The 14,318-nt window shown below is 45.1% G+C and carries 10 protein-coding genes; 4 read left to right on the forward strand and 6 right to left on the reverse strand.

Features of this window, described 5'->3' with window-relative positions:
• Positions 1-8: 8 nt before the first annotated feature.
• The gene (locus ACVFI8_RS04080; protein WP_457873088.1) at positions 9-1,670 is read left to right on the forward strand and encodes a methyl-accepting chemotaxis protein; all 1,662 of its coding nucleotides are present in this window, start codon (positions 9-11) and stop codon (positions 1,668-1,670) included.
• Between the two features lie 65 nt (positions 1,671-1,735).
• Here ACVFI8_RS04080 and purL read toward each other — a convergent pair whose 3' ends face one another.
• Positions 1,736-5,629: a phosphoribosylformylglycinamidine synthase gene (gene purL / locus ACVFI8_RS04085; protein ID WP_457873089.1), complete on the reverse strand. Its 3,894-nt coding sequence runs from the start codon at positions 5,627-5,629 to the stop codon at positions 1,736-1,738.
• 180 nt (positions 5,630-5,809) lie between these two features.
• Here purL and mltF point away from each other — a divergent pair, with 180 nt between their 5' ends.
• Positions 5,810-7,279: a membrane-bound lytic murein transglycosylase MltF gene (gene mltF, locus ACVFI8_RS04090; protein WP_457873090.1), complete on the forward strand. Its 1,470-nt coding sequence runs from the start codon at positions 5,810-5,812 to the stop codon at positions 7,277-7,279.
• 108 nt (positions 7,280-7,387) lie between these two features.
• A complete protein-coding gene (locus ACVFI8_RS04095; RefSeq protein ID WP_256469334.1) occupies positions 7,388-7,522 on the forward strand; it encodes a hypothetical protein in 135 nt (44 codons plus the stop codon).
• Here the strand turns inward: ACVFI8_RS04095 and tadA are convergent.
• Positions 7,502-8,017: a tRNA adenosine(34) deaminase TadA gene (gene tadA, locus ACVFI8_RS04100; protein ID WP_248714714.1), complete on the reverse strand. Its 516-nt coding sequence runs from the start codon at positions 8,015-8,017 to the stop codon at positions 7,502-7,504. The two genes, ACVFI8_RS04095 and tadA, sit on opposite strands and share 21 nt — an antisense overlap.
• 146 nt (positions 8,018-8,163) lie before the next feature.
• On the opposite strand from tadA, the gene ACVFI8_RS04105 reads away from it, so the two are divergent.
• Positions 8,164-10,089, forward strand: coding sequence for a methyl-accepting chemotaxis protein (locus ACVFI8_RS04105; RefSeq protein ID WP_248714713.1), 1,926 nt, complete (start codon positions 8,164-8,166; stop codon positions 10,087-10,089).
• 165 nt (positions 10,090-10,254) lie between these two features.
• Here the strand turns inward: ACVFI8_RS04105 and pnp are convergent, their stop codons facing one another.
• The 4 genes from pnp to rbfA all read right to left on the reverse strand — a co-directional run bounded on the left by pnp (position 10,255) and on the right by rbfA (position 14,302).
• Positions 10,255-12,369, reverse strand: coding sequence for a polyribonucleotide nucleotidyltransferase (gene pnp / locus ACVFI8_RS04110; RefSeq protein ID WP_248714712.1), 2,115 nt, complete (start codon positions 12,367-12,369; stop codon positions 10,255-10,257).
• Between the two features lie 184 nt (positions 12,370-12,553).
• On the reverse strand, positions 12,554-12,823 hold the full coding sequence (rpsO, locus tag ACVFI8_RS04115; protein WP_016402372.1) for a 30S ribosomal protein S15: 270 nt from the start codon (positions 12,821-12,823) through the stop codon (positions 12,554-12,556).
• A 102-nt stretch (positions 12,824-12,925) separates the two neighbouring features.
• Positions 12,926-13,873, reverse strand: coding sequence for a tRNA pseudouridine(55) synthase TruB (truB, locus tag ACVFI8_RS04120; RefSeq protein WP_248714711.1), 948 nt, complete (start codon positions 13,871-13,873; stop codon positions 12,926-12,928).
• Positions 13,874-14,302 (reverse strand): 30S ribosome-binding factor RbfA, encoded by a 429-nt coding sequence (rbfA, locus tag ACVFI8_RS04125; RefSeq protein WP_248715601.1) that lies wholly within the window; start codon positions 14,300-14,302, stop codon positions 13,874-13,876. It abuts the gene before it with no gap.
• Positions 14,303-14,318: the final 16 nt, after the last annotated feature.

Consider the following 14,318-nt stretch of genomic DNA (forward strand, 5'->3'; position numbering starts at 1 on the left):
AATCTGCAATGTCATTAACCATCCGTCAACGCCTTTTAGTGTTAGCTTTAGCTCCGGTTCTTATACTGGCTAGCTGCATTTTGCTGCTGACTTACTCTGAAACCAATGAACTTAGTCAAGCGCAGTCTGCCCAAACAGAGCAAAGCATGCTATCCATGAAACAAGCTGAATTAAAAGCTTATATGGATTTAGCATATTCAGCCATTGCAGACATATACGAATCAGGGGGGAGCTTTGAAGACGCCCTGCCCATTCTTAAGCGTCTACAATATGGAGACTCGGGTTATCTGTTTGGCTACGACAAGACCGGTACTCGGGTATTACTCGGAAAAAGCGATAAGGGTATAGGTCAAAACTTTTGGTCATTACAGGATAAAAAAAACCAATACCTTGTTAGAGACCTACTCAAAGCGTCTAAAAATGGAGAATACTACACTTACTACTTTCCAAAACCCGGCAGTAATGAAGCACTGGCAAAGCTAAGTTACGCTATCTATTTGGATAAGTGGGATATCTACATTGGCACCGGTTTTTACACCGAAGATGTTACTGCGATAATCGCCGAGTTAGAGGCTCACGCTAAACAAAGCCTGCAGTCTTCAATGCTATTTATCATGCTTACCGGCTTGGTATTATTAGGTGTCGCTTTGATCATTAGTTACTTTATCAACCGTAGTATTATGGCACCATTGCAAGACTTAAATCAGTCATTTGCCCGCTTAGCCTCTGGTGATGCAGATCTTAGCGCGCGCTTAGATACGAATTATGTTCACGAATTTGGTCAGCTAGCCACCAATTTCAACGCCTTCATCGCTTTACTCCATGACATTATCGGCATGGTGGGAAAAGTGGCTCACGATGTGGCCAGCGAGACATCATCAATGTCAGATCGTGCTAATACCGTTGACAAATTGTTGGTTGAACAACGAGAAGAAACCGAGCAAGTGGCTACCGCGATGACAGAAATGACCGCATCAGCCAATGACGTATCGGATAACGCTAACCAAGCCGCCAGCTCTGCTCAAGAAGTGGACAATAATGCCGGACAAGCCATGAGTACGGTAAGTTCAGCGGTAAGTACTGTGCAGCAATTAGCCGATGAAATAGGCCAAGCCAGTGAAGTAATAGGCAAGCTTGAAAGTGATGTACAAAACATTTCATCCGCGCTTGGCGTCATTCAAGGCATTGCCGAGCAAACCAATTTATTAGCATTGAACGCCGCTATTGAGGCCGCGCGTGCTGGCGAACAAGGTCGTGGATTTGCAGTTGTCGCTGATGAAGTTCGACAATTGGCTAGCCGCACACAGCAAAGTACTGGCGAAATTCATACCATGATTGAGCGCTTAAAAAATGGTTCTGATGCAGCTGTATCAGCGATGGATAGTAGCCAAAGTCGCAGTGACGAAGCCGTAAGTGGTGCGAACGCCGCCAGTGATGCGCTTCAGCTCATTAAAGAGTCGATTCAACACATTATGGATATGAATGCGCTGATTGCTACCGCAACCGAAGAACAAAGCCATGTAGGCCAAGAAATATCACAGCGGGTAGTACATATTGCCGACCAATCGAGCCAATCAGCCTCACTCGCCCAAGAAAATCGCGCGGGTAGCTTGACCTTGAATGAACGGGCAGAACAACTAGAAGAGTTAGTCAAACGCTTTACGCTATAGCTTGCCTTAGGCATTAAAAAGCCACCTTGCGGTGGCTTTTTTTATTGCGAAGCATAAATGTTAGGCTAGCCTACATTAACTCGAGCATTACGGAACATACGCATCCAAGGGCTATCTTCACGCCAGTCATCCGGGTGCCAAGAGTTTGCAACCGTGCGGAATACACGCTCAGGGTGCGGCATCATAATAGTGACTCGACCATCTTTACTTGATAAACCAGTAATCCCCAACGGTGAGCCATTCGGGTTCGCGGGGTATTGCATGGTTGCGTCACCGTAGTTGTCAACGTAACGCAATGCGACTGTACCACTTTGCGCAATAGCGTCTAGATGAGCCTGATCACGCACTTCAACGCGGCCTTCACCATGTGATACCGCAATTGGCATTTGTGAACCCGCCATACCATTCAAGAAAATAGACGGTGATTGCTGAATTTCAACCAAACTGAAGCGGGCTTCAAAACGCTCTGATTCATTGCGCACAAAGCGTGGCCATAAATCAGCGCCAGGGATTAATTCACTTAAGTTAGACAACATTTGACAGCCGTTACATACACCTAAAGCAAACGAATCACTACGCTCAAAGAATGCACTAAATTGCTCACGAGCGCGCTCATTAAACAAAATCGACTTAGCCCAACCTTCACCCGCTCCCAATACGTCACCGTAAGAGAAGCCACCACAAGCCACTAGACCGGCAAACTTGTCTAAGCTAACCCGCCCAGCAAGTATGTCACTCATGTGAACATCAACCGCGGCAAAACCGGCTCTGTCAAAGGCTGCAGCCATTTCATGATGCGAGTTTACTCCTTGCTCACGCAAGATAGCCATTTCTGGTTTCAGACCCTTAACAATGTAAGGAGCGGCAACATCTTCGTTAATGTCAAAGCTCAAACCAACGTTTAAACCAGGGTCAGCAGCATCGAGTTTCAGCTCAAATTCTTGCTTGGCACATTCAGGATTATCACGTAACGCTTGCATCTGTAGGGTTGTTTCAGCCCAAATGCTACGGTAGTAAGTACGGCTGTTAGCCAAAACGACTTCGCCATTAAGGGTAAAGCGAACGGCGTCATCGTCATTTAGCGAGCCGATAACGTGGCTACAAGTAGCTAAACCATGTCCTGCCAATACATTAAGAACTGCTTCTTTATTTTCAGATTTAACCTGAATTACTGCGCCTAGCTCTTCATTGTATAATACCTCAAGAGGTTCTCCAGCCAGCAAATCAAGCGCAACATCTACACCACAATGTCCAGCAAACGCCATCTCTGCAATAGTCGTAAACAAACCTCCGTCACTACGGTCATGGTAGGCAAGCAGCTTTTGCTCAGCGGTTAAGCTTTGAATGGCGTTGAAGAAGCCTTTTAATAATTCAGGCGAATCAACATCAGGCACCTTGTTGCCCAACTGTTTATACACTTGCGTTAAACATGATGCCCCCATGCGGTTCTTACCTTGACCCAGATCGATCAAAATCAAGTCTGTATCACCGGCATCATTACGTAGTTGCGGAGTAACAGTAAGGCGAATGTCTTCGACTTTGCCAAAGGCACTAATAATTAGAGATAGAGGCGATGTCACCGACTTATCTTGGCCATTATCTTGCCAAGCAGTCTTCATCGACATCGAATCTTTACCTACTGGAATAGTTAACCCTAAGGCTGGACATAATTCTTCACCAACCGCTTTAACAGCTGCATATAAGCCAGCATCTTCACCTGGATGACCAGCCGCAGACATCCAGTTGGCAGACAACTTAATGTTATTTAGCGACCCGATGTTGGTCGCCGCTATGTTAGTCAGTGATTCAGCCACTGCTAAACGCGCAGAGGCTGCATGATCAATCAACGCCACAGGGGTACGTTCACCCACAGACATAGCTTCACCATGGTAGGTATCATAACTCGCAGCAGTCACTGCACAGTTAGCGACAGGAACCTGCCAAGGCCCCACCATTTGGTCACGAGCCACTAGGCCGGTTACGCTGCGATCACCAATAGTGATTAAGAAGGTTTTCTCTGCAATGGTGGGTAATCGCAATAAGCGCTCTGCAGCTTCAGCTAAATCCAGCTTACTGCTGTTAAATGCTGGGCCATTAAAGCTTGCTGATTGCACGTCGCGATGCATCTTAGGAGCTTTACCTAACAAAACTTCAAGAGGCATACGAATAGGGTCGTTACCAAAATGTGAATCGTGAAGCACTAAGTCGCGTTCTTCGGTGGCCACACCAATCACCGCATAAAGGGCTCGCTCGCGCTCACAAATAGCATCAAATACCGCCAAATGTTCAGGCGCTACTGCCAACATATAACGCTCTTGAGATTCATTACACCATATTTCTAATGGAGACATGCCCGGTTCGTCGTTTGGCACTGCGCGCAGGTCAAAAATACCACCTCTACCACCATCATCAACCAATTCAGGACAAGCATTGGATAAGCCGCCAGCGCCGATATCATGGATAAAGGCGATGGGGTTCGCATCACCAAGTTGCCAACAACGGTCGATCACTTCCTGACAACGTCGTTCCATTTCAGGGTTTTCACGCTGCACCGAAGCGAAATCTAAGTCTTCACTAGATTGACCTGAAGCCATAGAAGAGGCTGCGCCACCGCCTAGACCAATGTTCATTGCTGGACCGCCCAACACAATGATTTTGGCACCAACTGGGATTTCGCCTTTTTCAACATGGTCTTCACGAATGTTGCCTAAGCCGCCAGCCAACATAATCGGTTTATGGTAACCGCGAACTTCTAAGCCATTAAAACTTTCTACTTGTTCTTCATAAGTACGGAAGTAACCTAAAATATTTGGGCGACCAAACTCATTATTAAAGGCAGCGCCACCCAGTGGGGCTTCCAACATAATTTCAAGTGCATTAACAATACGACTTGGCTTACCAAAATCGCTTTCCCAGGCTTGCTCAAAACCAGGAATGCGTAGGTTACTGACAGTAAAACCAACCATGCCTGATTTAGGTTTTGAGCCACGTCCGGTAGCGCCTTCATCACGAATTTCCCCTCCCGACCCCGTTGCTGCGCCAGGGTATGGCGAAATAGCGGTTGGGTGGTTGTGAGTTTCAACCTTCATCAATATATGAATGGCTTCTTGGTGGTAGTTGTATTGCTTGGTTTCAGCATTAGGGAAAAAACGCCCGGCCACTGAGCCAGTCATTACCGCCGCATTATCTTTATAGGCCGACAATACGTAATCGCTATTCAACTCGTAAGTATTCTTAATCATTTTAAACAGCGATTTAGGCTGTTTTACACCATCAATAGTCCAATCAGCGTTAAAGATTTTGTGACGACAGTGTTCAGAGTTTGCTTGAGCAAACATCATTAACTCTACGTCGTTAGGGTTACGCTTCATTTTTTCGAAATTTTCTACTAAGTAGTCAATCTCATCATCAGCCAGAGCCAAACCTAGCTCTTGGTTAGCTTGCTCTAAAGCCTGCTTACCACCTGACAGAATATCTACAGATGCGAATGGAGCTGGGCTGGCGTGCTCAAATAAAGCGTTAGCTTGGTCTGTTTGCGCGTAAACCACTTCCATCATTCGGTCGTGAATTAGACCTTTTAATAGCGCAGATTGCGCATCGCTTAGTTCAGTGCTTGCTTCAACATAGTAGGCAATGCCCCGCTCTAAACGTTGCACATTGTTTAAGCCACAATTATGAGCAATATCACTGGCCTTTGAAGACCACGGTGAAATTGTTCCTGGGCGCGGCGTCACTAATAGTAACTGTCCAGCAGGAGTATGTTCCGCAATAGTCGGTCCATAAGTTAATAGCTTATCTAATACTTGTTGTTCTGCATCGCTTAGGTCATTCGCTATTTCAGCAAAATGCATAAATTCAGCGTAGATAGAATTAATCGGAAGATCTAGTTCTGCACAACGCTTTAGCAGTTGTGCAATTCGAAACTCAGACAGTGCAGGTGCACCACGTAGTACCAACATATTTATGTGCTCGCTTTTCCTGATGGAGGTGGGAGGGGGAAAATTGCGCGTATTATAGATAAAAACCGAGACAATGGTAAACAAAACGTTAGCTTAACGATGAAAACCAAGCTTAATACTAGACAGTTAAGCAGATATCCATAAAATCGAGTAAAAATATTTGTCTGGATACCAAATTTGATGATTAATCAGCAACGCTCTGCAATTCTATTTGCGTTGCTTGCCTTGTTTTTGTTACAAGGCTGTGAGCCGATACCATTCACTTCCGAGCTTGAACAGATCCGCCAGCGTGGAAAACTACGCGTGGGTACCTTATATAGTCAGCAAATTTTTTACTACGACCAGCACGAACAACCCACGGGCATGGAATACGAGTTACTCGAAGGTTTCGCCGATTACCTAGGTGTTGAGTTACAGATGGTGCCGCTGTATAACCAAACCGAACTTTATCGCGGCTTACATAGCCAACAAGTCGATTTGTTAGGTGCAGCCCTTTCCCCCACTAAAGCCTTACGTGAAAATTTCAGGTTTTCGCCAGAAATATATCAAGTAGATGCGACGGTGGTGTATAAGAAAAATACCCGTAGACCGCGCGACATTAGCCAAGTAGATTCACCTCTTTGGATTACATCGGGCAGTTATCATCAACCCCTTCTGAAGAGCTACCAAAAACAAAACCCCGAATTAACCATTGAGGCCACAGATCGCCTAGACAGCAGTGAATTGCTAAAAAGCATTGTAGACGAAGAGATCCGCTTCGCCCTAGTGGACAATACAACATTGGCGCTACATCAGCGGTTTTATCCTGATTTAGCAGAAGCGTTTACCTTACAAAAAGCCACCCCTGTAGTATGGATGGTAAAACGCCTTCGCGATGACAGCTTATATAGTGCGTTGATCGAATATATCGGTGAAAGGCACAGCAACGGTGACATAAGCCGTTTATACGAACGCTATTTTGGGCATATTCAAAAATTCGACTATGTCGATACTCGGGCCTTTTTAAGAGCCACCGAAACGCGCCTGCCTAAATACACGAAATGGTTTCAGCAATACTCGGGCACTCTCGACTGGCGTTTAATTGCAGCGGTGTCTTATCAAGAATCGCATTGGCGGCCACATGCAAAATCTTTTACCGGGGTTCGCGGAATGATGATGTTGACCCTACCCACCGCTAAATCAGTAGGAGTGACAAATCGTCTCGACCCCGAACAAAGTATTAAAGGTGGTGCAGAGTATTTGCAGAAATTAATTAATCGGGTTCCCGATAGTGTCATAGCTGATGACAAAATTTGGTTCGCCTTAGTATCCTATAATATCGGCTTTGGTCATATGCTAGATGCTCGTCGCATAACCCGCATTCAAGGTGGCGATCCTGATGCTTGGATTGATGTAAAAGAAAACCTCCCCCTATTAATGCGTAAAAAATGGTATCAGCAAACTCGGTATGGCTATGCCCGAGGACAAGAAGCGTACAACTATGTAAATAACATTCGTCAGTATTATCAAAGCCTATTGTGGCTAGATGCCCAAAAGAAAGAATCAGACCGTCGGCAGCAGTTAATGGAAAACCGAGCGCCTTACCCAGTAGAAAATCCTAGCGAAGACGGCGAAAAGCAAAACAATGAAGAGGCAACGCCCAAAAAATAGAGAATAATCTTGACGATATGTCATATTACTGTCATGTTTTATGCTTAGTCTATATGGAGATTAAGCCAGTAAAGCGTCCTACCGAACATAATGGAGAGGATAGATAGTATGATGAGAAAGAAACGCGTTACCCTTCACTCGCCACGCCGCCGCATTCAATTGGCCCGTCAGCATCGTAAGGTTTTATTAAGACAACGTTCTTTTGTGTTGTCTGAAATGGGTTTAGTCGGCTTCGCTGAGTAAACCACTGCTCTGTTGTTTTTTTCGCAATTTATGTTGTTCACGACGTTTGCGAAAAAAACGACTAATAGTCTCACCACAGGTTTCAGCTAATACCCCAGCCTCAACCTCTACTCGATGATTCAAACACTCACTACTAACAATGTTAAACACACTGCCAGCCGCCCCCGTTTTTAAGTCACTAGCGCCATAAACTAAACGTTTAACGCGAGCATGAACCATTGCTCCCGCACACATTGTGCAAGGTTCCAGTGTCACATATAAAGTGGTGTCGAGTAATCGATAATTACCAATATTAGCCCCAGCTTCACGCAGTGCTAATACCTCAGCATGGGCTGTGGCATCATGTAAACTAATGGTTTGATTCCAACCTTCGCCAACGATTTCATTTTGAAAGACCACTACAGCTCCTACCGGTACTTCACCTTGCGCCTCAGCGTACGCAGCAAGCTTAAGTGCGTGATTCATCCAGTCAATATCAGTGTTATTCAATTTCATCTCAGGCCAATAAAAATGTGAGGCTATTGTAAACCTGAATGCCTCACAGGTAAAAGCCTGCTAAATACTTTCAGTTTTCAAAGCGATCACCGATAGTATAAGTAGAGTTATTCGGATTTTGTGGTTCCCAACGGATTGGAGAGTATATGCTTGACCGCTTTAAACACCCGCTGCTCGTGGAAATAAGCCTAGCAATTAGCTTGATGATTGCTTTACAAGTTATCAGTGTAGGAATTAGCAGTAAGCAGGCCACTGAAAAACTCATTACTAAAGTTAGCCAAGAGTTGACCAAAAGCCAGCAAAATCTTGCCGAATATTTGCGCCAACAACAGCAAACGCTAGAGCAAGAGGCTAACCAACAAGCACTAGCGGCAAGTAAAGAATTAAGCCAACAACTAGTGACTCAGCTGGCCGCTCAGCAAAAAAAGTCACTGCTATTTCAAAAACAACAGGTTACCCAAGCGGCTACTAATTTTGCAGCATTACTCGCGTCCTCTGCACCAGCTGCAATATGGGATAACGATATACCTAAGCTGACGCAGCTGGTGCAAGCAGCGCATGCTGACCCTGATGTGGTATTCGCAGTTTTTTTCAATATGCAGGGAAAATACCTTACTCGCCATATTGACCGTCAAAAACCGAAAATTAAGCAGTTACTGACGCGAGGAGAAGGAAAAAAGTCCATTTTTAAAATATTGGATGCGGCAGCCAAAGATCCTGATATTTTACTCATTGAAGCAATGGTGAACCCTAGCGGAGCAGACATTGCTAAGCTTGTTTTGGCGATAGACCTCAATAGAATCAATCAACTGCAAAAAGAATTAAGCCAACAAGGTGAAGTCATTACAGAGCAAATGGGGGCATTGAGTGAGCAACAAATAATCGGCCAAGCCAATGCCGACCTCAGCCAATTTTCAAACATTTTTAAACAACTTGAAGAGTCCAACCACCAGACAGCGTCCAATTTAAATCGAGAACTAGACAAGCAGTCTCGCCAAATGACCGTCAGTTTGCTCATCATTCTAATCGTTAGCGGCATTGTATTACTCATTGCGCTAGCGTGGTTCATGGTGAATCGCGTACTAAAAAAAATTAGTCGTTTATCCATTTCGCTAGAACAACTGGCGGCTAAGGGAGGCGATTTGACGCGGAGCCTTACCGTCGATCGTAACGACGAAATAGGTCAAATGGCACACGCCGTCAATCGGTTTTTGCAGGCTACTCGCGAACTCATCCAGCAAGCGAATAATAATTGTGACAATACCCACCAAAAAATAACCAAGCTAAACCAATCCAGCGCCCTCGCCAGCCAATCGGTTGGCCAACAAACCGACGAATTGGTAAATGTCAGCAGCGCTATGGCGCAAGTAGCCAGTTCAGTGGCTGAAGAAACTCAAGCGATATTATTGGTTCAACAAGAGGTAAACGAACTTCAGCTCCACAATCAGGGAAATAGCCAACTCTTCAGCCAATTAACCGATCTAATTATTCAATTGTTGTCACAAGTTGAGCACGCCAACAAAGAAGTCATCGGCTTTGAAAAACTGAGTAAAGAAATAGCGGCCATTCTCGATGTTATTAATAGCATTGCAGAGCAAACAAATTTGTTAGCGCTAAATGCAGCGATAGAGGCAGCAAGGGCCGGAGAAAGTGGCAGGGGCTTTGCTGTAGTGGCTGATGAAGTTCGCTCGCTAGCCAGTAAGACACATCAATCTACAGAGCAAATCCAACAGGGCATTGAAAAGCTCCAAGCTGGTGCTAAAGCCGCCGTCGGTAGTATAGACAAAGCCACACAACAGGCTGCCTCTTCCAGACAAAGCCTCGAACTCAGTGAATCCATGCAACAGCAAATTGGTACCGTCATTAATCAATTAGCACAGCAGATAGAAGCGATTGCCAGCATGGCAGAAGAGCAGCAAGATGTCTCTCGGCAGGTGGGTGAGTCAGCGGAACGTTTAGCGGAGAATAATCAACGCTCACAGTCTTCGGTCAATCAAACCCAGGGCATAAGCATTGAACTCCAGCAGCTTGTTGAAGATTTACGAAAAACCATGGCGGCATTTACCGTTTAATAGACTAACTATTTGCTTTAGTGAGCATCACGGCAAAACAGTCACTTTAGTGATGGCAGGCAATCAACATATCTAGAGCAAATAAAAAAGCACCGAACATAGTTCAGTGCTTTTTTTGTAACTCGCTATTTAAACGAAATTGGATTTAGTTAATCCAAATAACGCTTATTCAGCTGGCTTCTCAGCAGGCGCTTCGCTAGGTTCAAGTGCTTCTTTAATGCTCAGACGTACACGGCCTTGGCGGTCTACTTCTAGAACTTTAACTTTAACGATATCACCCACAGTTAGGTGGTCAGATACATTCGCAACACGCTCTTGAGAGATTTGCGAGATGTGAACTAAACCATCTTTACCAGGAAGAATTTCAACAAACGCTCCGAAGTCAGCTAGACGAACGACTTTACCTTCGTAGAACTGGCCAGCTTCAACTTCTGCGGTTAACTGCTGAATACGCTTGATAGCTTCTTGAGCTTGAGCGTTGTCAGTAGCGGCAACCTTCACTGTACCATCGTCTTCGATTTCGATTGTTGTACCGGTCTCATCAGTAAGAGCACGAATAGTTGCGCCGCCTTTACCGATAACATCTTTAATCTTCTCTGGGCTGATCTTGATAGTGTGGATACGTGGAGCGAATTCAGAAATCTCTTCACGAGAAGTACCAATAGCTTGGTCCATAACACCTAGAATATGTAAACGCGCGCCCTGTGCTTGACGAAGAGCGATTTCCATAATTTCTTTGGTGATACCTTCAATTTTGATATCCATCTGCAATGCAGAAATACCTTCAGAAGAACCCGCGACTTTAAAGTCCATATCACCTAAGTGATCTTCATCACCTAGAATGTCAGAAAGAACAACAAAGTTGTCGCCTTCTTTAACCAGACCCATTGCGATACCAGCAACAGACGCTTTAATTGGAACACCCGCGTCCATCAATGCCAATGAACTACCACAAACAGAAGCCATTGAGCTTGAACCGTTAGATTCAGTAATTTCTGAAACAACACGAACTGTGTAAGGGAACTCTTCAGAACTTGGCATTACTGCTGCAACACCGCGCTTAGCTAGACGACCGTGACCAATCTCACGACGTTTAGGCGAGCCGATAAAGCCCGTTTCACCAACACAGTATGGAGGGAAGTTGTAGTGAAGCATAAAGCGAGATGTTTGCAAGCCAGCAAGCGAGTCAATCATTTGCGCGTCACGCTCTGTACCTAAGGTACAAGTCACTAGCGCTTGAGTTTCACCACGAGTGAATACCGAGCTACCATGGGTACGTGGTAATACGCCGGTCATTACGTCTAGCGCACGAATCATATCGGGTTCACGACCATCGATACGCGGCTCACCAGCAATAATGCGTGAGCGAACAACGTTTTTCTCTAACTTGCCTAGCTCGTCGCCAATATCTTGGGCATTAAGTTCTGCGTCTTCAGCAGTAATCGCTTCAACAACCGCTTTCTTAATTTGGCCCACTTCAGCGTAACGTTCAGCTTTATCGGTGATTTGGTAAGCTTCAGTTAATTTAGCCTCTGCGAGTGCAGCCACTTTATCTTTAAGTGCCACGTTAACTTCAGGCGCTTGCCAATCCCAAGCTGGTTTAGCAGCTTCTTCGCACAACTCGTTAATCGCAGTAATTACCGCTTTAGATTGCTCATGGCCATATACAACAGCGCCTAACATAACTTCTTCAGACAGCAATTCAGCTTCAGACTCAACCATCAATACTGCGTTTTCAGTACCTGCAACAACAAGGTCTAGCTTGCTTTCTGGTAGCTCTTCAGTGGTTGGGTTAAGAATGTAGTTACCATCGATGTAACCAACACGTGCCGCGCCTACAGGGCCGTTAAAAGGCATACCTGAAAGGCTTAACGCCGCTGAGGTACCAATTAAAGCAACGATGTCTGGCTGAACTTGTGGGTTTACAGAAACCACGGTAGCCACAACTTGTACTTCGTTTACGAAGCCATCAGGGAACAACGGGCGAATAGGACGGTCAATTAAACGTGCGATTAAGGTTTCATCTTCCGAAGGGCGACCTTCGCGCTTGAAGAAACCACCAGGTATTTTACCTGCTGCGTAAGTACGTTCTTGGTAGTTAACAGTCAACGGGAAGAAATCTTGGCCAGGTGTAGCGGTTTTCTTACCCACTACTGATACGAATACTGTTGTATCATCCATAGTTACCAGTACAGCTGCTGTTGCTTGACGAGCAATAGCGCCAGTTTCGATGGTGACTGTATTCTCACCGTATTTAAACGTTTTTACGATAGGATTCACGTGAATTTCCTTTAATTTATGTGCTCTTTTAATTCGCGCTAAAGTATAAAACAATGCTATGGCAAAAGATAACTTTATCCTTACTAAAAGCCTTGTTATCTCGCGAGTTTGTGACTTTTATTTGAGCAACAAAAAAGGGAGCCAACCGGCTCCCTTTTAAATATTCTTTATTGGCGGCGTTAAATTAACGACGTAGACCCAATTTAGCGATCAACTCAGCGTAGCTCGCTTGGTTTTTACGCTTCAAGTAATCAAGCAATTTACGACGTTGGCTAACCATACGTAGTAGACCACGGCGGCTGTGGTGATCGTGGATGTGCTTCTTGAAGTGACCTTGCAAGTGGTTGATTTGTGCTGTTAACAAAGCAACTTGAACTTCAGAAGAACCAGTGTCTCCTGCTTCACGTGCGTATTCTGCAACGATTGCTGCTTTTTCAGTGCTACTTAGTGACATACTAACTCCTAAAATATATAAATTTACTCATCGCCAATCACTAACTCAGCGATGAAGGACGCGCATTATATAGCGACGTTTCAGCAGTTGCAAGCAACTCGCTTAACTATCTACACTTTGAATCAAACGCTTAGGTGCGACTAAGCCGTCATCATTAAGCTGACCAATACCGACAAAACGACGCTGCTCACCAATAGTGATTCTAAATACCTCATGTAACGGTGCACCTGCCACCTGCATAGCTTGTCCTTGCAGCAAATATCCCCCTAGACTTTCAGGAATGTTTACTTCAGCTAAATGAGCTACCGCAGAGTCCATCGGCAACAAAAGAGGATCAAGCAACTCTTTAGGTGCCATCTCACCGTCATTAGCCTGCTCAAGCAGCGCTTCTAGTTGTTCAGGGGTGACCATCCGTTCACTGGGGTAATCTGCCACTTGTGAGCGATGTAGTTTAACGACATGGGCTCCACAACCGAGCATTTCACCTAAATCGTCGATAATGGTGCGAATGTAAGTCCCTTTGCTACAGTGAATGTCCAGCGTCAGCATGTCACCGTCAAGCGAGATAAAGTTATTTTCATAGACAGTGATAGGTCTCGCTTCACGTTCAATAGTAATACCTTCTCGTGCATAGCTATATAAGGGTTTACCATTATGTTTTAAAGCAGAGAACATAGACGGAACCTGATTAATAGGCCCGCGAAACGCGTTTAAAGCCGTTTCTATGTCATTTTGAGTGGATGATACTTCACGTCGCTCAACCACTTCGCCATCAGAGTCAGAAGTATTCGTTCTTACCCCTAATTGCGCGGTGACTTGGTAGCGTTTATCTGAATCCAACAAGAACTGTGAGAACTTAGTCGCCTCGCCTAAGCAAATTGGCAACATCCCAGTAGCGAGTGGATCTAGCGCACCGGTATGGCCAGCTTTTTGAGCAAAGTAAATGCGTTTCACCCGCTGCAATATGCCGTTAGAAGAAACACCAGTAGGTTTATTCAGCAGAAGGATCCCATCAATTGGGCGGCCTTTTTTTCTGCGTCCTTGTCCCATTTATTCGTCCTCTTTCTCTGGCTCTTGTTCTAAGTCGTCACTCAAGGTACGACCCGATGCTTCAGCTTTTTGCTGATCGCTTTTTACTGCCTGGCTAGCCAACTCTGTCATTCGCAAACCTTCACGCAAAGAACCATCGTAATCAAAGCGTAGTTCTGGAACAGCGCGTAAACGCATCGCCTTAGCTAATAAATGGCGAATATACGGCAAGTGTTCTTTTAGGGCTTCAAGGCTAGCCTTGACTGCTTCTTCACTGTCATCTAAAAAAGTCACAAAGATTTTGGCGTAAGCCAAATCTCGAGTCACTTCAACCGCTGAAACCGTCACTAGGCTTAAACGTGAATCTCGTACATCACGTTGCAAAATCACCGCGACTTCTTTTTGAATTTGTTGGGCAACCCTATCTGGGCGGCTAAATTCTCTAGGCATCATTATTCTCCTGATA

The sequence above is a fragment of the Agarivorans sp. MS3-6 genome (genome assembly GCF_054112545.1).

Excerpts from the sequence above, each read along its gene's own strand:
- ACVFI8_RS04095 (WP_256469334.1), top strand. The coding sequence starts at position 7,388 with ATGATGAGAAAGAAACGCGTTACCCTTCACTCGCCACGCCGCCGCATT.
- rbfA (WP_248715601.1), bottom strand. The coding sequence starts at position 14,302 with ATGCCTAGAGAATTTAGCCGCCCAGATAGGGTTGCCCAACAAATTCAA.
- ACVFI8_RS04105 (WP_248714713.1), top strand. The coding sequence starts at position 8,164 with ATGCTTGACCGCTTTAAACACCCGCTGCTCGTGGAAATAAGCCTAGCA.
- rpsO (WP_016402372.1), bottom strand. The coding sequence starts at position 12,823 with ATGTCACTAAGTAGCACTGAAAAAGCAGCAATCGTTGCAGAATACGCA.
- ACVFI8_RS04080 (WP_457873088.1), top strand. The coding sequence starts at position 9 with ATGTCATTAACCATCCGTCAACGCCTTTTAGTGTTAGCTTTAGCTCCG.
- tadA (WP_248714714.1), bottom strand. The coding sequence starts at position 8,017 with ATGAAATTGAATAACACTGATATTGACTGGATGAATCACGCACTTAAG.
- purL (WP_457873089.1), bottom strand. The coding sequence starts at position 5,629 with ATGTTGGTACTACGTGGTGCACCTGCACTGTCTGAGTTTCGAATTGCA.
- mltF (WP_457873090.1), top strand. The coding sequence starts at position 5,810 with ATGATTAATCAGCAACGCTCTGCAATTCTATTTGCGTTGCTTGCCTTG.
- truB (WP_248714711.1), bottom strand. The coding sequence starts at position 13,873 with ATGGGACAAGGACGCAGAAAAAAAGGCCGCCCAATTGATGGGATCCTT.